Source organism: Seonamhaeicola sp., assembly GCF_028281565.1.
GTDB lineage: Bacteria > Bacteroidota > Bacteroidia > Flavobacteriales > Flavobacteriaceae > Seonamhaeicola.
Genome location: NZ_JANQJQ010000015.1, coordinates 64,238 through 83,778, shown reverse-complemented (window position 1 = coordinate 83,778; position 19,541 = coordinate 64,238). Strand labels below are relative to the sequence as shown.

At 37.4% G+C, this 19,541-nt stretch carries 11 protein-coding genes; 5 read left to right on the top strand and 6 right to left on the bottom strand.

Going from position 1 to position 19,541, the window contains the following annotated elements; genetic code table 11:
* Positions 1 to 42: 42 nt before the first annotated feature.
* A complete protein-coding gene (locus Q0983_RS07325; RefSeq protein ID WP_299550764.1) occupies positions 43 to 2,565 on the top strand; it encodes a T9SS type B sorting domain-containing protein in 2,523 nt (840 codons plus the stop codon).
* On the opposite strand, the gene pbpC is transcribed toward Q0983_RS07325, so the two are convergent.
* From pbpC to Q0983_RS07310, 3 genes are all read right to left on the bottom strand, one after another.
* Positions 2,562 to 4,913 carry a penicillin-binding protein 1C gene (pbpC, locus tag Q0983_RS07320; protein ID WP_299550762.1) on the bottom strand — a complete coding sequence of 784 codons (2,352 nt, stop codon included), beginning with the start codon at positions 4,911 to 4,913 and terminating at the stop codon, positions 2,562 to 2,564. The two genes, Q0983_RS07325 and pbpC, sit on opposite strands and share 4 nt — an antisense overlap.
* 17 nt (positions 4,914 to 4,930) lie before the next feature.
* Complete coding sequence (locus Q0983_RS07315) at positions 4,931 to 5,800, bottom strand: SH3 domain-containing protein (RefSeq protein ID WP_299550760.1); 870 nt, start codon at positions 5,798 to 5,800, stop codon at positions 4,931 to 4,933.
* Between the two features lie 168 nt (positions 5,801 to 5,968).
* A complete protein-coding gene (locus tag Q0983_RS07310) occupies positions 5,969 to 11,530 on the bottom strand; it encodes an MG2 domain-containing protein (protein ID WP_299550758.1) in 5,562 nt (1,853 codons plus the stop codon).
* 247 nt (positions 11,531 to 11,777) lie between these two features.
* Here Q0983_RS07310 and Q0983_RS07305 point away from each other — a divergent pair, with 247 nt between their 5' ends.
* The 4 genes from Q0983_RS07305 to Q0983_RS07290 all read left to right on the top strand — a co-directional run bounded on the left by Q0983_RS07305 (position 11,778) and on the right by Q0983_RS07290 (position 16,708).
* Positions 11,778 to 12,284, top strand: a complete 507-nt coding sequence (locus tag Q0983_RS07305) for a CAP domain-containing protein (protein WP_299550756.1) — start codon at positions 11,778 to 11,780, stop codon at positions 12,282 to 12,284.
* Between the two features lie 208 nt (positions 12,285 to 12,492).
* Entirely contained in the window at positions 12,493 to 14,046 is a 1,554-nt protein-coding gene (locus Q0983_RS07300; RefSeq protein ID WP_299550754.1) for an aldehyde dehydrogenase family protein, read from the top strand.
* 89 nt (positions 14,047 to 14,135) lie between these two features.
* Complete coding sequence (locus tag Q0983_RS07295; RefSeq protein ID WP_299550752.1) at positions 14,136 to 15,515, top strand: DUF1800 domain-containing protein; 1,380 nt, start codon at positions 14,136 to 14,138, stop codon at positions 15,513 to 15,515.
* 2 nt (positions 15,516 to 15,517) lie between these two features.
* Complete coding sequence (locus Q0983_RS07290) at positions 15,518 to 16,708, top strand: DUF1501 domain-containing protein (RefSeq protein WP_299550750.1); 1,191 nt, start codon at positions 15,518 to 15,520, stop codon at positions 16,706 to 16,708.
* Positions 16,709 to 16,853: 145 nt separating this feature from the next.
* On the opposite strand, the gene Q0983_RS07285 is transcribed toward Q0983_RS07290, so the two are convergent.
* Genes Q0983_RS07285 through Q0983_RS07275 form a run of 3 tightly spaced genes read right to left on the bottom strand, consistent with a single transcriptional unit; the run spans position 16,854 to position 19,396 of the window.
* The gene (locus Q0983_RS07285; protein WP_299550748.1) at positions 16,854 to 17,987 is read right to left on the bottom strand and encodes an ATP-binding protein; all 1,134 of its coding nucleotides are present in this window, start codon (positions 17,985 to 17,987) and stop codon (positions 16,854 to 16,856) included.
* 30 nt (positions 17,988 to 18,017) lie between these two features.
* The gene (locus tag Q0983_RS07280) at positions 18,018 to 18,647 is read right to left on the bottom strand and encodes a hypothetical protein (protein ID WP_299550746.1); all 630 of its coding nucleotides are present in this window, start codon (positions 18,645 to 18,647) and stop codon (positions 18,018 to 18,020) included.
* Positions 18,644 to 19,396, bottom strand: a complete 753-nt coding sequence (locus Q0983_RS07275) for an SDR family NAD(P)-dependent oxidoreductase (protein WP_299550744.1) — start codon at positions 19,394 to 19,396, stop codon at positions 18,644 to 18,646. The genes Q0983_RS07280 and Q0983_RS07275 overlap by 4 nt, the downstream gene beginning before the upstream one ends.
* Positions 19,397 to 19,541: the final 145 nt, after the last annotated feature.

The following is a 19,541-nucleotide window of genomic DNA, read 5'->3' as shown; positions in this document are numbered from 1 at the left end:
ATTATAGCTAAATAATTTTTCTTTACTAAATAGTATTTGGTTATGCGCAGAATTGGAACTGAAAAAATAATTTTCATAGGGTTTCTATTCGGGTGTTTCTTAATACAAGGATCTTATGCTCAATTAGGTTTTTGTACCGGTAATTCAGGCGATCCTATATTTACAGAAACCTTTGGTACAGGGACCACAAATAATCCGTTACCGTCTGGTACCACAACATATTCATATTCATCAGGAACTCCTTCAGATGGATTTTATACGGTTTCTAATGGCACGTTTGGTAGTTGGAGTGATTGGCATGAAATACCAGATCACACCGTAGGAGATACCAATGGTAAATTACTTATTGTAAATGCGGCGCTGGCTGCAGGAGAATTTTATAGAACATCAATTATAGGACTTTGCGAAAACACAACGTATGAGTTTTCAGCCTGGGTAATTAATTTGCTAATAGGAAACACCATTTGCGGAGCAGGAGCCATACCCATAAACGTTAGGTTTGAAATATGGGATAGTACAGATACTGTATTGTTGGCATCAGGAGATACAGGTAATATTACAGAAACATTCACCCCCAATTGGCAGGAATATGGTTTGGTTTTTCAGACATCACCAGGGCAAACGGCAGTTATATTAAAAATGAGAAATAATGGCACAGGAGGTTGCGGTAATGATCTGGCCATAGATGATATCGAGTTTAAAACCTGTGGGGATTTAACAACAGTAACTGATGGTTTAGGAAATAGTAGTGCAATCATATGTAGTACAGACACACCTTATTCAACTACACTAACAGCTAACCCTGACGGGATCGTTTTTGCTAATCATTTTTATCAGTGGCAGCAAAGTACAGATGGCACCACATGGACAGATATTGCAGGGGAAACCAACCAAAGCTTTAGCGTTACAGGTATTACAAATACCATGTATTACAGGACAAAAGTAACAGAGACAGCAAATACCATAAATAATCCTCAATGTAATACCTTGTCTGACGTATACCAGATAACAGTAAATACAGTAGTCACACCAACCTTCACACAAGTGCCTGCAATTTGTAGTGGCGATACCTTATCGCCATTGCCCACTACCTCCAATGAAGGAATAACGGGAACATGGAGTCCGGCATTGGATAATACCATGACAACCACATATACGTTTACTCCGGATGCAGGACAGTGCGCAGTAACCCAAACCATGACCATCACGGTTAACCCGATAGTTACACCTACGTTCAACCAAGTAGCAGATATTTGTAGCGGAGACACTTTATCACCATTACCCATTACCTCCAATGAAGGAATAACGGGAGCATGGAGTCCCGCATTAGATAATACGGCCACTACTACGTATATCTTTACCCCGGATGTGGGACAATGTGCAATAACCCAAACCATGACTATTACGGTCACCCCAACGGTCATCCCAACATTTACTCAGGTATCTGCTATATGTAATGGAGATACCTTATCGCCTTTACCTACAACATCCAATGAAGGTGTTACAGGAACATGGAGTCCGGCATTAGATAATACGGCCACTACTATTTATACCTTTACCCCGGATGCAGGACAGTGCACAGTAACCCAGACCATGACCATCACGGTCAACCCAATAGTCACACCAACCTTCACACAAGTGCCTGCAATTTGTAGTGGCGATACCTTATCACCTTTGCCCACAACATCCAATGAAGGTGTTACGGGAGCATGGAGTCCGGCATTGGATAATACCATGACAACCACATATACGTTTACTCCGGATCCGGGATTTTGCCCAACTACCGTTACTATGACCATTGTAGTGAATGATAACCCTAACGTGATCTTGCAAAATGAATACTTCTTGTGTTTTAATACAGGCGGAGGCGTTGCCATACCATTAAGTATTAACACTGGATTACCCACAGGGACTTTTAATTTTACCTGGTTTTTAGGTGGAGTGATAATCCCGGGAGCTAATCTGGGAAGTTATGCACCAACCCAGGCAGGTATTTATGAGGTTGTAGTTCAAAATGCCATGACTTTGTGTGAAACACGAGCTGCAACAACAGTAACAGCTTTGTTAGAGCCTGTATTTGAAGCAAATGTGACTTCTGAAGTGTTTTTAGAAAATCAAATTATTGAGGTTACTACAATAAGTGCTGGGATTTTTGAATATAGTTTAGATAACGGACCCTGGCAAGAGAGCCCTATATTCACAAATGTTTCAATAGGAGCGCATACAGTAACGGTTAGAGACACCAGAGGATGTATTGAAAGTTCTCAAACAGTTATAGTGATTGGGTACCCTAAATATTTTACACCTAATGATGACGGGTCTCATGACACATGGAATATTATAGCTCCAGCGAACCCCAATACTTTTCTAGCCACTGCAGAGATATTTATTTTTGACAGGTATGGTAAACTATTAAAGCAGCTTAACCCTAACGGGGCTGGGTGGAACGGTATTTATAATGGTGTAAAAATGCCAACCGATGATTATTGGTTTGTAATAGCCTATAACGAACCAAATACCAATGAGAGAAAACAATTCAGGGCACATTTTACGTTGAAGCGTTAATTTGAAATTTCAAAATACCGCTTCGCTTCATTCCCAAATTCATCTACAACTGTAAGTGTATGTTTACCTTGTTCAGGCAAAACAGCCAATTCGTGAGTGTCTTTGGTATTGCCAATAAAAGTGTCATCAATATACCAAAACAAGGTGCTTTCAGGTTTTGAATGTGCTATTTTTAAAATCATTTCATTGGTGTTTCCGTTAAAATCTTTAGGTAAAAAGATACTGTTATTTTCCTTAGGATAAATAAATTCCATGGAGACGATATGGTCACCTAAACAGTCATTTCTGAATTTTGGTAAAGGCTTATAAAACGGATTTTTAGTTTTGTAATAATAGGCCATAAGCGGAGGCAGTACAAACCAGGATCTGTGTTTAATATTATTGACATCTTCACAGGAAGTATTTACCTGGTAGGTTTCATTGTTATCAACATGAATTAAAACATGATACGGACAAGGTTGGGTTTTCAGACCACTTATTTGAATAAATGTGTCTTTTGTGTCATTACAATTTGATGATGCCCTGTGCCCGCTTTGTTTACAAATAGTTACCTCTTGCATGGCATCAAAAGGTTTTGAAAACCAGTCACTTTTTGGTAACAGATCAAACACTTCAAAAAGGATAGGAGCAGCCGTTTGCACACCTACTAACCCCGGTCTGCCTTCACCGTCAGCATTGCCTACCCAAACGCCCACCACATAATCTTTGGTGGTCCCAATGGCCCAGGCATCTCTAAAACCAAAACTGGTGCCTGTTTTCCAGGCTATTTGTTTTGAGTTATCAAAAAACTCCCAATTTTCATCACCTTCCGGCCTGTTGACTTTTTTTAAACTCTCGAAAGTCAGATAGATAGAAGCCGCATCAAAAAGTGTTTTTTCAGGTTGCAAAGTTCCAAAGTCAACTTTTTCAGAAAGTAATAACGTTGGTTCGCAAAATTCCTTGGCATAGTATTCGCTCGAAGTTTCAGAAAAATGATTTATAGTTGAAGAAAATGCCGCATAACTTTTACATAGATCCCATAAATTACTTTCGGCTCCTCCCAGAATTAATGATAATCCATAATGATTGGCATTGTATTTTAAGTCTTTTAACTGTAATGCTTTTAAATAATGATGAAACCTATCCAGTCCAAATGCTTGTAACATCCTGACCGAAGGGACATTTAAAGAACGCGATAAAGCCTTGCTGGCCGGAATAGCACCGTCATAGGTCTTATTAAAATTTTCAGGATTATAGCTTCCAAATTGACTGGGAACATCGGCCACTAAAGTATTAGGTAATATATCACCTGTATCTAACATAGCGGCATATAAAAAAGGTTTTAAAATACTTCCGGTGCTTCGGGGTTTATCAATGATATCTACATCCTTTTGATGGGCTTTACCTGTTGGCGTGTTACCTATATAAGCTAAAACCTGCCTGGTTTTAACATCTAAAACTAACACCGCAGCATTATGAATTTCGTTCTGACTTAAAACATTATAATGCTGTTTAATAACCCTATTGATCTGAGTTTGTAGTGAAGCGTTGATGGTGGTTTTAATAGATTGTCCCTGGTGTGTTTTGGACAATTTTTGCAACAAATGTGGCGCTATTTGAGGCAACGGGTATGGCTTTTCAGGAAGTTTTTCTGCAATGGATAACCGGTATGTAAGCGAATCGATTATAGCATTTTCCAGTAATTTTTTTAGTAACCTGTTGCGTTTATTCAATAAGTGTTTTTCATTCTTTCCCGGATAGATTAAACTTGGGGCATTTGGCAGAACTGCTAAGGTGGCGCTTTCTGCCCATGACAGATTGTTCGCCTCTCTGTTAAAATAGCGCCATGAAGCAGCATCCAATCCAACTACATTACCTCCAAAAGGAGCATTACTACTATAATAGGCCAATATTTTTTCTTTTGAATCCCGAAGTTCTAAACGGGTAGCCAAAACAAGCTCTTTTATTTTTTCAAAATAAGTTCTTGACTTCCCTTTTCTGGATAAACGAATAACTTGTTGCGTAATGGTACTTCCGCCCCGTTTAACATTTCCTGATTTTATATTTTCTCTTAAAGCTTTAAAAATGGAGATGGGATTGAACCCCGGATGTTTATAAAAATATTCGTCTTCAAACTGAATGATACAGGTTTTGAATTTTTCAGGGATACTATCATTATGAGGAAACCGCCATTGACCGTCTTCAGCAATTTTAGCACCGATGAGTTCATTATCCGAACTTGTGATTACCGTTGCCGTAGCATCTTTAAAAAGTTGTTTGGGTAAACAAAAGTAATAGGCCATTAGTATCAGTAATAATACTGTAACCCTAACTCTGTGCTTTTTTATGTAGCCTATTACTTTGCCCACCTTCACATATAATCAAATTAACATCCTAGAGGAATATCAAAAGCAATGATCTTCTCTAATTTTTCATCGTGCATGGTCGTAAAAATCACTTTAAAGTATATTTTACTGATCGATACACTTGATGCTCCCTTGTTGACAGCTTTGGCATCTTTAACTAAATTGTACCACGCTTCACCACAATGTTCTTTTACGGCCTTTTTAAAGTCGTCTATATCTACCTTAATAAATTTATTCCAGGCTTTGGGTTTATAGGTAATTGTTGTGAACACATTACTTTTTCCGATAGTTTTTAAAGGCTCCCAGGCAGAATAGTAGTGTTCCCATTCAGTAAGGTCACAATGTGGGCCATCATTCATAATGGTAATACTATTTTCGTGTCTTTGGAATACTTCAATCTTTTTATATTTTGAATGATGCCTAATTCGTAGTGTTTTGTTTTCAACAGTTTCGCCTAATTCAACAATGGCATCAAGATTATTAGAAGCCTGTGTTGTGATTTGCGAATCACCGATGATTTCTGCACTCAAATTATCAATTTCCATAGTGAAATCTTCAAAGTCAATACTAAACCGTTTCTTAATTTTTTCCTCTGTTAGGAAACCATTAAAAACATAACCGGATCGGTTATTGTGAATGTCATCAGTACAAGACACTTTTACCCATTCACCTGAGATTATTTCATTATTATCCTGAACATCGAGTTTTAAATTAGTGCGTTGTGTTATCTCCAGTTGAGTTCCATAGACCAGTTTGTCAAGGCGTTTGGAATCCTGGCTGGGTTTATCTCTTAAAAACAGGCCATTATCGGCGTTTACGTATCTGATTTCCTGTGCTTTGGCTATATTGAATACCATCAATAGAGCCACTATATAAATATATTTTGTCATTTTTTTTTAAAGTTTTTTTGCGAATGCCCATTTTGAGAAATAATTTTTATGTCATTCCGAATTTATTTCGGAATCTCATTATCCATTAAGTTTGACATAACTTTAATGAGAACCTGAAACAAGTTCAGGTTGACAAGCTTGTTTATTACTTATGAAGGACGTTCAATATTATTTAATTACATTAATCCATGCCCCTTTAGTTCTCACTAAAAAGTCATTATCATACATAGCTTCCGCCTGAATTCCCGGCAAATAATAGCGTCCTAAATAGGAAGCATTTAGCATTACCGAAAACGTTTTGGTGCTATTGGTGTTTCCATTTCTGCTTAGATCAAAGTAGAAATTCACACGGTCGTCTCTTATGTCTGTATAGCGCGCCTGACTAGAGGTTGTATTTCCAAAATCTGTAAACCGGGTATTTACAATGTTCCAACCCGAAGGGAATAGTTGTGTTAAAGCCACATCCTTAACGGGGCTGTTTTTGAGGTTGCTCACTTCCACGGTGGCAATAAAATCCTGCCCTTGTTTTAACTCGGAAACATCGACTCTGTTACCTTGTAGATCTTTATAAGAATAGCTAATGCTTAATCCGCGTTGTTCGGTGGTTTCTTGTCCTAATGGTAGTTTCCCAGAGTTCAGAATTCTAACATAAACAACGTTGTTATTTTTATTAGTAAAAGACATTTTATTGGTGCCATCAACTATTTTTAATTCACGTTGGGCAACTGCATTTGTGGTTTCAATTGTTTGAGTTTTTCCATTTAAAGCATAACTGAGTTTCATTGCTTTTCCACCATTGGCATCCACCATTTTTGCCATAGCCAATAAGCTGTACGCTGTGGTTTGCGTGCTCATCCAACGGTTGCCGGATAGATCTTTGGCTATAGATTCTGCCAGTTCTCTGGTTTTTTCATTTTTGGTAAGTACCATAGTTTCTAAAGCCATGGCCCTGTTTCTGTCAGCCGAACCATAGGTGTAATAATTATACCTGTTTGGAACGAAATTGACGTTAGCCGATTTAGAAATGCTTTCACTGGCTTCTTTTTGGCCTACGAGTGCGTAAGCAGCAGCTAATCGCCATTTAGCTTCGTTGGACAATTCTGAAAATTCACGTAAGCGATTCATAGATGCCAGATCCGGACTTCCGGCTAATGCTAAAGTGTACAACCTATATGCTTGAGCTAAATCCGAGTTATAACGTCTGTAGCTTGGTCTCCAATCCCTGGCAGCCTGCTTTTGATATTTAATCCAATTGCTTTTAAATGTAAGCGGTAATACGTACCCCTTTTTTTCGGCTTCAATCATGAAATGTCCTGCATAACTTGTGCCCCAATCATTAGCACTGTTTTCACCCATCCAATAACTTAGGCCTCCATGTGGTCTTTGGAAATGCCCAAGGCGTTTAATGGCATTTTTTACGTGGTCTTGAATGGCTTGTTTTTTATCAGCTGTTACATCGAAAATATCACTTAGGAATAACTGAGGAAACACACTTGATGTTGTTTGTTCCACACAGCCATGCGGATACTGAATTAAGTATTGCAATCTGCGTGAAAAATCCATTGGAGGTAAGGTTGAAAACTCTACCGTGGCTGTATTAGTACCGGTCACACCAAAGGTTGAAAACGCTATCGATTCACTAGAATCAGCCGTAAGTGTTTTGTCTATAGCCTTTGATGTAATAGGATTGGGGTTTACCACATCCAACGCTACTTTATACGTTGATTTTTCGCCATTCCCTGAAGCGATCACCTCTACAGTATTAATACCTTTTGCTTTACTGACGTCTAAAATGAAGTAAGCCATTTTTTCATCGGGTTTTGGGAACGACAGTGATTGAGAGGCATTACCTTCAACCGTAATACCATTGCTTAGCTTTAAGCTGATAGTAACGTTTTTTACTTTAGGCTCCATAGCAAAAACGGTTACCGGTAAAGTCACCTTTTCTCCAGGGCTTAATTTCCGAGGAAGCGTTGCTAACACCATTAAAGGTTTTTTAACCTGAACCGATTTATCCGTGCTGCCGTAAGCTTCTTTGGTAGGATCGCCGGCAACTACCATAGTTCTAACCGAACCTATATAATTGGGCATTTTTATGGTATGTAATTTTTGCTCTCCCTGCTTTAAATTAAAAGGGCCCAGGTACTTCACTACAGGTTTAAAACGATTCGCTTTTTTCTTTTTACCGGCGGTAGCAGTTCCGTCTCCACCAATAGCAAACACTTGATCTATACTGCCGGAATACGCTCCTACCACATCATCAAAAATATCCCAGGTTTTCACACCCAAAGCCTCCCGGGCATAAAAACTTTGCCATGCATTAGGTGTTTTAAAACGGGTTAGATCCAACAGGCCTTCTTCAACCATGGCAATGGTGTAAGTCATAGGGTTTTTACTTTTTTCTGAGACCGTTACTTTGAATTCCTGTTCCGGGCGTAACACATCGGGCATGCTAAGTTGAGGTTCCAACCTGGTGTTAGGGTCTTCAACCATCATCGGAATAACACCGTATAATCTGATTGGCAAATCATTGGCTGTAATAGCATGCGGTTGTAATAATGAAATATTGATAAACACATTTGGAGCCATTTCCGATGTGACCGGAATGTCTACCGTAGTTTCTCCTTTTTGAGTTTTTATCCATTTATAATCCAACACTTCAGTGCCATTTTCAACGCTCACCAAAGCGCGTCCTTCATTACCGGATTGGAATGTCACCTTAGCGGTTTCGCCCACACTGTAGGTTTCTTTATCACTGGCAAAAATGAGCATCTTAGCTGCTTCTTTATCACCGGAACCAGCGTTTTGCCACCAGTTCCTGTAGAAATAGGCAGTTCTTCCTGTGGCGTGATTGCTAACAGGATCAACAACTCTTATTAAATATCGGCCCCTATCGTGGTCCGGGACTTTTATTTTAAAGCTTCCTTTACCATTAGCATCCGTATTTATTTTTGAGGTTGAATAGGGTCTGTGATAACTACTGGAAACATAACTTGATAGATTATCGTAAGAGGCATTCCACCACCAACGCCATTCAATTTTATAGATTTTTACTTCAAGGTTATTACGTTTAATCGGTTTGCCCAAAGCATCAACTGTTACAATGTCAAAGGTTTGGTTTTCGTCCGTAAAATAGGATCCATAGGCATTTCCTTTAGGGGAGTGCAATCCGACAAACGATTTATAAGGCGCGTATTTTTTTGTGAATGCATCAATAGAGAAGTCGCCGCCATTTTCAAAGGCTCTCACTAAAAATTGTACGTTTAATAATCCGGGAGCATTCTTTTTGATATTTAATTTTGAATTTATTTTGGCTAAACCTTCTTCATTTACATGGCCTTCAAACACATTGAATTCTTCGGTTTCAAACGTTCTTGAAGGATCTGTGAAAACATAATCTTTGTAGCTTTCAAACCCGGAATACGATGTAGAGAATTTAGCCTTTACTTCGGCTTTCAGGTTTTTTCCCGGAGCACCGTGTAACCATTTTACATCTAAATGACCTGTAAGTGGTTTGGTGGCTGTAAGCACCTCGTCATTAAAGTCAATTTTAATTTTTAACCGATTGGGTTTTACCGTTTCTATTTTTAGGTTTTTTCTGAAGGTGGCTCCTCCAACAGAAACTTTAGCACTATAGTTACCGGTCTTATCTTCAGTTGAAGTAGGAACCGTGAATTTAAAAAAGTTGTTTAGATGATCACGTGTTATTTTTTTATAAACCATTTTGCCGTTGGGGTCCGTGATTTCCATTTTTACCGGATGTCCTTTTGGAAGTTTGTTGGCTTTGTCATTCAGCATAAAGGTTAAATGCAACGAGTCGCCCGGACGCCATACGCCACGCTCCCCATAAATGTAACCTTTAAGTCCGCGTTGCAGTCTGCTACCCGAAACATCAAACTTACTTAGTGATAGCGCATTACCGTCATAAAGACGCACATAAGTAGTATTATTCCCTTTTGAAACAATGGCAAAATTGGCGTGTTTTTCGGCATCAATAATGGCTAATCCATCTTTATCTGTTGAAGCGGTTTCCATTTTTCGTTGCTGGAAATTATAAAGTGAAATAGTTGCATTGGCTTCAGGTTCGGTACTCAAAATATTGGTAATTGCAAAATAGTAGGAGTTGTTACTTCCGCGTTTGGCAATGACTCCCAAATTGGAAGCAATTAAGTTTTGCGATACTATTTTACGGGCATTATAATAGGCATCATGACAAGGGTTCTTTTCTTCGCGCCAATTATAACTGTAATTTTTGTAGCGGTATAATAAGTCATCCCAATATTGTTCCTCACGTAAGGCTTCGTCTTCTTCAGATAAGGCATCGGAATCTGCTTCATAAAAATCTTCTTCGTAGTAGTCATCCTCATCGTTTGAAACATTGGAATTTGCTTCGCAATCGTAAAGGGAATACGTTCTGTCATAACTCACTTCAACTCTGTAGATGGCACCGGCATCGGCCTTAAAAAACTTTGATAGATCCATACTGTAGGCTTTCCACTTTCCGGTGTTTTCTGCAGCCGTTTGTAATTGAATGGTTTGTTTTGCAATGCGACGTCCTACCTTTTTTATATTGTATTCATTATTGCTATTTAGATTATTGTCTTGTAAAAATTGAAGGATATTATCTTCAAAAATTTTGATGATTCTAACATCTACGGCGCTCAAGTTCACAGCTTCAAAATTGAACTTTAGTTCTTGGGAGTTTGGCAGAATGGAACCATTATTAATTAAACGTACCTGTGGTTTTAAAGCCTCAAAGGCGATAGTTTCGGAGTACGGTTTTTTAAGTTTGAAACCTTCGGTGTTTTTAATACCCTGAAACACATCAACCTGAATATTTCCTACCAGTTTACTATCGGGATACACTTTTAAGACATGGCCTTCAACAATATATTTGGGGCTCTTTACTTTTTGAAGCGACACCAAACCATCAAAGTTTTGTTGCTTTTTCAAAGGGTCTGAAAAGTTAATAGACAAATATTGTTCCGGTGATTGAATCACTTCGGTTTTAGTGATAGTGAAGTTGTTTATTCCCGGAATTACAATAGTGTTTTCTCCTTTGTTACCAGCCCGGATCGGTTTCCCATTCCAGGATACATCAATACGGCTATCCTCTATTAAACGATGAATACTATCTATTTTAAATTCAAAAACGTTACTGCTTTCGCTCGCTTCGTTAAAAACAATACTCAAGTCTTTGCCATCCTGTTCGGCTTGTATAAGTAGTTTTGCTTTTTCTAACGGGATCAGGTCAGCTGATTTAAGAATGCCTTCTAAATATTGCCAGTTTTTACTATAAGACTGTAAGTTGCTGGTAACAATATTAAAATTAGGTGTGATGGTTTTAAACTGAAACGTATAGTCTTTATATTCACTGGCAATGTCTTTATAAATTTCAGATAATTTAACCGTCACCGTGTATTCTGTTGATGGCTCTAAATGCTCATCCGGTGTAAAGATTAGCGTGTGGTTATTGCCAACTTTCAGTTTGCCTTCTACATGCGGTTTTATGGTGATCAATTTGTCGTCAATTTCCCGGTTCATGTCCCAACCGTCAACCGCTTTTGCCAAATTAATTTGAATGGGTTTCGCAACCGAAGTCATACCTGAAGTAGTGTAACTTATATAATCCCTAAACTTGAAAATATTATCGGTTTCAACAGGTTTCTTTTTACAGGAAACAATTACTAAAATTGTTAAAACGGCGGTGAAAAGGTTTTTAATTGACATAAGACAAAAGGGTATTAAAGTGAGCATTAATAAAGAAACCGCAAGGGTTTCCTGCTAATAAAGTTACGTTTAAGATTTGAACTTTAGTTTTTTTAAAAACGTTAAATAAGTCTTAAGATTTTACAGAATATCTCAAACAAAGTATCGATGAACTACGTTTTTTCATTGAAAATCAACGAATTATTAAAAATTATACATCCTCAAACAATTTTGAAGCGTATATTTCTATACCCAAATCACTTAAATTATGAAAACTGTTCGTTCTAAAACCTACTGCATCTTACTTTGTTTTATGGTAATAGTTGCCAATATCTCATGCTCAAAAGATGATCCCTTAGATACTGTTGAAAATGCTGAGGCGAAGTCTATGGCTAATGAAATTTTGCAACTAGTCAATGCTCATAGAAAAAGTATTGGGAAACAGGCGTTATCTTTTAATACTTTGGCAAATGCATTGGCACACGAACACACGTTATATATGATAGGCCAAAGAGATATTAGTCATGATGATTTTGATGAAAGGGCCGATCGCCTTTTTGATGAAGAAAATGCGTCTCAGGTTGGCGAAAATGTAGCGTACGGGCAGCCATCTGCTCAAGTAGTTATGAATGCATGGCTGAATAGCCCCGGGCACCGACGCAATATAGAAGGCGATTTTACCCATATAGGTATTGCGGTTATTCAGGATGAATCGGGGACTTATTATTTTACGCAGCTTTTTCTAAAGAAAAGATCGAGCTCACCCGAGGCTTAATTCTAAAAATTAGCACGTACAATTTGCCTTTAACCATTCATTGTGATACGAAACACTAATGCAGTGTTTTGAGTTTAAACAGGTCTAATGTCTGCATGAGATTTTTCTTTATTCTTATGGAACTTCATAATTGAAAAATTTTAACAAAATCGACTTTTTATTATTATATTCACAAACAATTTTAATATAAATAATAAATCCATAAAACATGAACAGTGTTGCAACAGATTTTGGCATAGATAAAGCTTTAAATGAATTAGGTATAAAAACAGTTAATGACGGAACTTCTACAGGGTCAACTTATTTTTCTAACGGAACAATTATTGAAAGTTTTTCACCGGTTGATGGTAGATTAATAGGAAGTGTAAAAGCCACTACTAAAGCTGATTATGAAACAGTGATGGAAGCGGCCACTTCCGGTTTTAAAACATGGCGCATGATGCCGGCACCTCAACGCGGTGAGATTGTGAGACAGTTTGGAGAAAAGCTACGTGAAAAAAAAGAAGCCCTTGGCAAATTGGTCTCTTATGAAATGGGGAAAAGCTATCAGGAAGGACTGGGTGAAGTACAGGAAATGATTGATATCTGTGATTTTGCCGTTGGGTTATCCCGCCAGCTTCACGGCTTGACTATGCACTCGGAAAGACCCGGGCATCGTATGTATGAACAATACCATCCGTTAGGAGTTGTTGGGATTATTTCGGCCTTTAATTTTCCGGTAGCGGTTTGGTCCTGGAATACAGCTTTGGCCTGGGTCTGTGGTGATGTTTGTGTTTGGAAACCAAGTGAAAAAACACCACTTTGTGGAATTGCGTGTCAAAATATTATAGCTGAGGTTTTAAAAGAGCATGATCTGCCCGAGGGCATTTCATGTTTAATCAATGGCGATTATAAGGTAGGTGAGTTTATGACCAAAGACACAAGAATTCCTTTAGTTTCGGCAACAGGTTCTACCAGAATGGGTAAAATAGTTGCTCAGGAGGTAGCAGCGCGGTTAGGCAGGTCATTATTAGAATTAGGGGGCAACAATGCCATTATTGTAACACCTGATGCAGACATCAAAATGACTGTTATAGGAGCTGTTTTTGGCGCTGTTGGAACTGCCGGCCAACGTTGTACCAGCACGCGCCGATTGATCATTCATGAAAGCATTTATGACAAAGTAAAGCAAGCCATTGCGGATGCCTATAAACAACTGAAAATTGGAAATCCGTTAGACGAAACCAACCACGTTGGGCCTTTAATTGATACTGATGCGGTGCATATGTATAATAGGGCATTGGAAGAAGTTGTTAAAGAAGGCGGTAATATTGTGGTTGAAGGCGGTGTGCTTTCAGGTGAAGGTTATGAAAGCGGGTGTTATGTGCAACCTGCCATTGCGGAAGCGGAGGGTCACTTTAAAATTGTACAACATGAAACTTTTGCACCTATTTTATATTTATTGACATATTCCGGGGATGTTGAAAATGCCATAGCGATTCAGAATAGTGTGGTGCAAGGTTTAAGCTCTGCTATAATGACCAATAACCTTCGTGAAGCAGAACGCTTCTTATCACATGCAGGGAGTGATTGTGGTATTGCTAACGTCAATATTGGTACTTCCGGAGCTGAAATTGGCGGTGCCTTTGGTGGAGAAAAAGAAACTGGTGGTGGACGCGAATCAGGTTCTGATGCCTGGAAAATTTATATGCGCAGACAAACCAATACCATTAACTATACAACGGAGTTACCTTTGGCTCAAGGTATAAAGTTTGATTTGTGATTTGTCAGGAAACAAGACTTTTTTGTACTTTCATACAGATTAAACCTTTTTAACTCATTGCGGTCTAAAGGGTTATAAAACTTTTTAATATGAAGCGCAAACATATTCAGCATTTGTATAGACGCGTCGGTTTTGGGATATTACCAAATGAGCTCGATAAGTTGTCAAAAATGAAAAGAAAAGAGGTTGTGGCTAACCTTTTTAAGGCTTCAAAAAATGTAACTCCCCTTGAGCTAGATACTACCGAACTAAAAAGTTTGATGGGAACTTCTTATATGATGGCCAAAGACAATATCAGGGATATCCAAAAATTAAGTAGGGAATCCACCCAAAAACTTAACAGAGCCTGGATTGAAAGATTAACGAATCCAACAGAGCTTTTAAGAGAAAAAATGACCTTGTTCTGGGCCAATCATTTTGTATGTGAAGACAATAACTATGTTTACACTCAAAACTTTCACAATACATTGCGTCAACATGCTTTGGGAAATTTTAGAGCCTTTGTAGTTGCTATATCCAAACAGGCGGCCATGACCAAATATTTAAACACCAAGCAAAATAAAAAGCAAAAACCCAACGAAAATTTTGCTCGTGAATTAATGGAATTGTTTACCCTTGGTGTTGGGAATTATACAGAACAGGACATTAAAGAAAGCGCCAAAGCCTTTACAGGATATAGTCACAATATGCAAGGCGATTTTGTTTTTAGAAGACGCGTGCATCATGAAGGTACAAAAACTTTTTTTGGAAAATCCGGAAACTTTAACGGCGAAGATATTATAGATATCATACTGGAAAAAAGACGATGTGCCCAATACATCAGTGAAAAAGTATATCGCTACTTTGTGAATGATACCATTAATAAAGCTCATGTAGAAGCTATGACCGATGCATTCTATAAAGATTACAATATTGAAAAATTAATGCGCTTTGTGTGCCTTTCGGATTGGTTTTATAACGAAGAAAATATAGGTACAAAGATCAAATCCCCTATAGAGTTTTTAGTTGGTATTAAAACACTCGTACCCACCGAGTTTAAAAACCAAAAACAATTAATGTATTTGCAACGGTTAATGGGGCAAATACTGTTGGATCCTCCAAATGTTGCCGGATGGAAAGGCGGACAAAACTGGATTGACAGCAATACGATAGCACTGAGGTTAAAATTACCGTCTTTGTTGTTGAACAGCTCCTATATTTCAAAATCCAAAAAAGGGCAAACAGATGCTAGAATAAAAGAAAGAAAACAGTTCTTTAAAAAGAATTACGGCAAATGGTTTAATGTGGAAAACAACTGGGGTTATTTTGAAAAGCAGTTCAAAAATGTTGCTATGAATGAGTTAGACAATCACATTCTGGCTTGTAATATATCGCCTAATGCCCAGGCGTATTTAAATTCTTTGGAAAAAGTATCAAAACAGGAATACTGTGTACAACTCATGTCGTTACCGGAATATCAAATGTGTTAATTATGGACAGAAGAAAATTTTTAAAACAGTCGTCGCTGGCTAGTAGCTTATTTTTTGTGCCAAGCTTTGTAAAAGCTTTTGAAAATGTTGCCAGCAGTAGTTTAGGTTATAAGCGTTTGGTAATTATTCAATTATCCGGAGGTAATGACGGTTTAAATACTGTAGTGCCTTTTGAGAATGATCTGTATTATAAGGAGCGTCCTTCTTTAAGCATTGCCAAAGGGGATGTTTTAAAGCTCACTGATGAGATAGGTTTACATCCCAGTTTAGCACCTTTAAATCGTTTATATGACAAAGGACTTTTAACTATTATTAATAATGTTGGATATCCAAATCCAAATCGTTCACATTTCAGATCGATGGATATATGGCAAACGGCGGTAGATTCTGATGAGTATTCACAAAGCGGATGGATTGGACGCTATATAGATAACTATGGAGATGCGCCTTATACTGCTATTGAAATAAATGAAAGTTTATCATTGGCTATGAAGGGTGAAACAAAAAATGCCATTGCCACCCAGGATGCCAAATCATTATTTAACCTATCCAGAGACCCCTATTTCAAAAACTTACAGGGCCATAAAAACGATACACATTTAAGCGAACACAATTTGGGTTATTTGTATAAGTCTATGATTGAGGCACATTCGTCTGCTAAATACATTTATGAAACCAGTAAAACGGTTTCGGCCAAAAAAGAATATCCAAAGAATAAGTTTGGCAAACAATTAAAGACCACGGCGCAGTTCATTAATTCTCACCTGGAAACAAAAGTGTATTATGCTTCTTTAAATGGTTTTGATACACACGTAAACCAGTTACCAACTCAAAAGCGTTTGTTAAGTCAATATGCCGAAGGGATCGAAACTTTTGTTCAGGATCTAAAAGCCGGAGGGACCTTTGATGATACACTGATTTTGACTTTTTCGGAGTTTGGACGAAGAGTAAAACAAAATGCCAGTGTTGGTACGGACCACGGAACGGCAAATAATCTGTTTATAATCGGCAACCAATTAAGGAAACCGGGGCTTTACAATAAAATGGCCAACTTAAGTGATTTGGACGGCAATGGCGATTTAAAATTTGAAATAGACTTTAGAACCATCTATGCCACGGTTTTAAACAAATGGCTGGAAGTAAATGACAAGAAGATTTTAAACAAATCGTTTAAGCAATTAAACTTTATATAAAAAGAAAAAACCTTGTCTCAAGGCCGAATTTATCGGGAGAAACAAGGTCATATCTTAAAAAGATTAATAGCGACACAAAAGTCGTACTATTTTGTATGACTTCAAAATTTTAACGTTAAGTTAAGGTTAAATAATAGCCATTAGTTTAACTGTATTTTACTTTCCTTAAAATCCGCATAGACTCTTTGTAAAGTTGGTATACGTCGTCACTATGAGCCTTTAAATAAGGTTTAGCTTCTTTGAGTTTGTTTATGGCCTCATGAAACAAGTTGAGGTAACAAATTAAGTAGGTGGCCGATAAATTTCTTAAATCTAATTCTTCATGTTTCGTAAGTGTCAACCCCTTTTTAAGCTTTTCAAGTATGGCGTTATTGGTGTTGTAAATGTGATGGAGTATTTTTTTGTCAAATTGGGGCGGCTCAAATAGAAGTTTGGTGTCAATATTATAATTGGCATTATCTTCAAACTCAATAATGGTTTCTTCTAATTTGTAATACTTATTGTTGTTATGAAGTCCGAGATTCACATATTCAATGATCTTAAAGTTGTCATCATTAAAGGTAATGGAAACTTCATCTAAGGCAGAAAAAAATAACCGTACCTGTTCATTAATGAGTTCAATGTCAACTCTTGAATAGTAAACGTCATCTTTAATAACCTTTTTTTGACCGGACCAACACAATACAAAATACTCTTTAAACACTTTGTATTGGGCATTAAAGTCTTTACGCTTATTCATAAAATCGAAAACCCCGTTAAGCGTATGTTCAATATTGTTTTGGGCATTGTTTTCAATGGCCTCAACAATTTTAGAGTTTACATCTTTTATTTCAATGTCAAATACTTTGGGCATACTCATGCTACCATCTCTGAAAAACACCGAGCCGCCGTAATATTTCCAGATGTTTTTTCTAAGAGAAGTTAAGGTTCCCGTAGGGCGAATGGTCACCAAACCAACTACTTTATCATCCGGTAAATGCGGAAACGGAATGTTTTCATACTGAACTATGGGCGGACTCGTTAAATAAGCATTGATAAGGTTTTGGATCTTACTGTCGTCAAAAAAGTCAACACCAATAATGTTATTGTCTTCATCTTCAACACCAATGACTATATAAGAATTATTCTTTGGGTTGCTATTTGAAAGTGCACAAATATGTTTTAAAAACTTAGCCTTACCCTCTTTATGACTTATGTCTACTTTACGCTTCTTATCATAAAAACTATTCTCATCATTATGAGCCAAAAGATGTTTAATAAGCAGGCGTTTGTTAATCATGGCTTTTCGGTTAGGGCAAAAGTTCAATTATTATAATAAGTCAATTTCTCTATTTATGTTTTCTCTGGCTTGGCTTTCAAATTTAGCCTGAAAGGGTTTGGTAAAAAAAATGGTTTTACGATCTAAAAAGTGATTAAGCGCTTTTTTTCTCCCTTTTTTGTACATAAAATTAGGGAAAATGGCGTATTCTTTTCTAATACTTTTCAAATACTTGAGATAGGTAGGCCATTCAGCTCCTAAAATTGACATGTCCATATCTAAAAAGTAGGCATTGTCATCATTTTCACCTAGAATTATTTGATGATTTTTGGTTGAAAGGATCAGTTTTTGAATCAGATGGGCCATTTTTTCATCAATTTCTAGTGATTTTAGTCGTTTTTTGGCAAAAACAGCACTTTTTTCTTCGTTATCCTGTTTTTTCGAATTGTAAATAATATCATGATACCAGATTGCGAATAAAAGATTGTCATAGTTTACAATTGTTTCTTTTAATTTTTTTGCTTGAACAAGGAGGGTATTTATATGCGACAGGTTATGGTAGTACCGGTTTTTTTTAGTGTATTGCGCTTTGATTTCATGCCACAATTCGTCTGCTATTGTCTGTTGAGCACTATATTTTGATACAAGTTGTGACCATTCGTTTTTTAATTCTTCAGTCATAATTCCTTCTTCACAATAGTACTATTGGCCTGGGCCGTACAAAACATTAAAACATCAGCAATATTTACATGGGGTGGTCTGGACACGGCAAAATAAATGACTTCGGCCACGTCTTCAGCTTGTAAAGCTTTATAACCTTGATAAACCGTATCGGCAATTTTATCACCCTTAAACCTGACTTTAGAAAATTCGGTTTCCACAAGGCCGGGATTTATAGCGCCTACTTTAATACCGTAAGGGTTTAAGTCTATTCGCATACCTTCGGTAATGGCTAAAACAGCATGTTTGCTACCGCAGTAAACGTTGCCTTTCGGGTAAACTTCTTTTCCCGCGGAAGACCCAATATTTATGATGTGCCCGGATTTGCGTTCGGTCATTCCCGGAATAATGGCTTTACTCACATACAATAACCCTTTTACATTGATGTCTATCATGGCATCCCAATCATCAATATTCCCATCGTTTATTGGGTCTAATCCATGGGCATTACCGGCATTATTTATTAATATGTCAATTCGTTTGAAATGCTCAGGAAGCGACCCCACAGCTTTAAATGTTGCTTCTTTATGTCTTACATCAAAGTTTAAAATATGCACATTGGTTAGCTTACTAAGATCTTTTTGCATGACTTCTAATCGGTTTAATCGCCGTCCGCAAAGTATCAGATCCATGCCATGTTTTGCAAATTCAAAGGCTGTTGCATAACCAATACCACTGGTGGCACCGGTTATTAGAGCTGTTTTATTCATTTTTCTTTCAAGGGTTTATATTATTTTATTGACAAAGGAAACAAGTAAACGCTTTTTTAAGTAATTGAAACATAAAAATACTTAAAACTGATATGATATAGTAAATTTGTTCTAATGGGGGATAAAGCTTTAACATAAAATTTAC

Coding starts and splice junctions, on each gene's coding strand:
- Q0983_RS07325 (WP_299550764.1), top strand. CDS start 43: ATGCGCAGAATTGGAACTGAAAAAATAATTTTCATAGGGTTTCTATTC.
- Q0983_RS07315 (WP_299550760.1), bottom strand. CDS start 5,800: ATGACAAAATATATTTATATAGTGGCTCTATTGATGGTATTCAATATA.
- Q0983_RS07310 (WP_299550758.1), bottom strand. CDS start 11,530: ATGTCAATTAAAAACCTTTTCACCGCCGTTTTAACAATTTTAGTAATT.
- Q0983_RS07305 (WP_299550756.1), top strand. CDS start 11,778: ATGAAAACTGTTCGTTCTAAAACCTACTGCATCTTACTTTGTTTTATG.
- Q0983_RS07300 (WP_299550754.1), top strand. CDS start 12,493: ATGAACAGTGTTGCAACAGATTTTGGCATAGATAAAGCTTTAAATGAA.
- Q0983_RS07295 (WP_299550752.1), top strand. CDS start 14,136: ATGAAGCGCAAACATATTCAGCATTTGTATAGACGCGTCGGTTTTGGG.
- Q0983_RS07290 (WP_299550750.1), top strand. CDS start 15,518: ATGGACAGAAGAAAATTTTTAAAACAGTCGTCGCTGGCTAGTAGCTTA.
- Q0983_RS07285 (WP_299550748.1), bottom strand. CDS start 17,987: ATGATTAACAAACGCCTGCTTATTAAACATCTTTTGGCTCATAATGAT.
- Q0983_RS07280 (WP_299550746.1), bottom strand. CDS start 18,647: ATGACTGAAGAATTAAAAAACGAATGGTCACAACTTGTATCAAAATAT.
- Q0983_RS07275 (WP_299550744.1), bottom strand. CDS start 19,396: ATGAATAAAACAGCTCTAATAACCGGTGCCACCAGTGGTATTGGTTAT.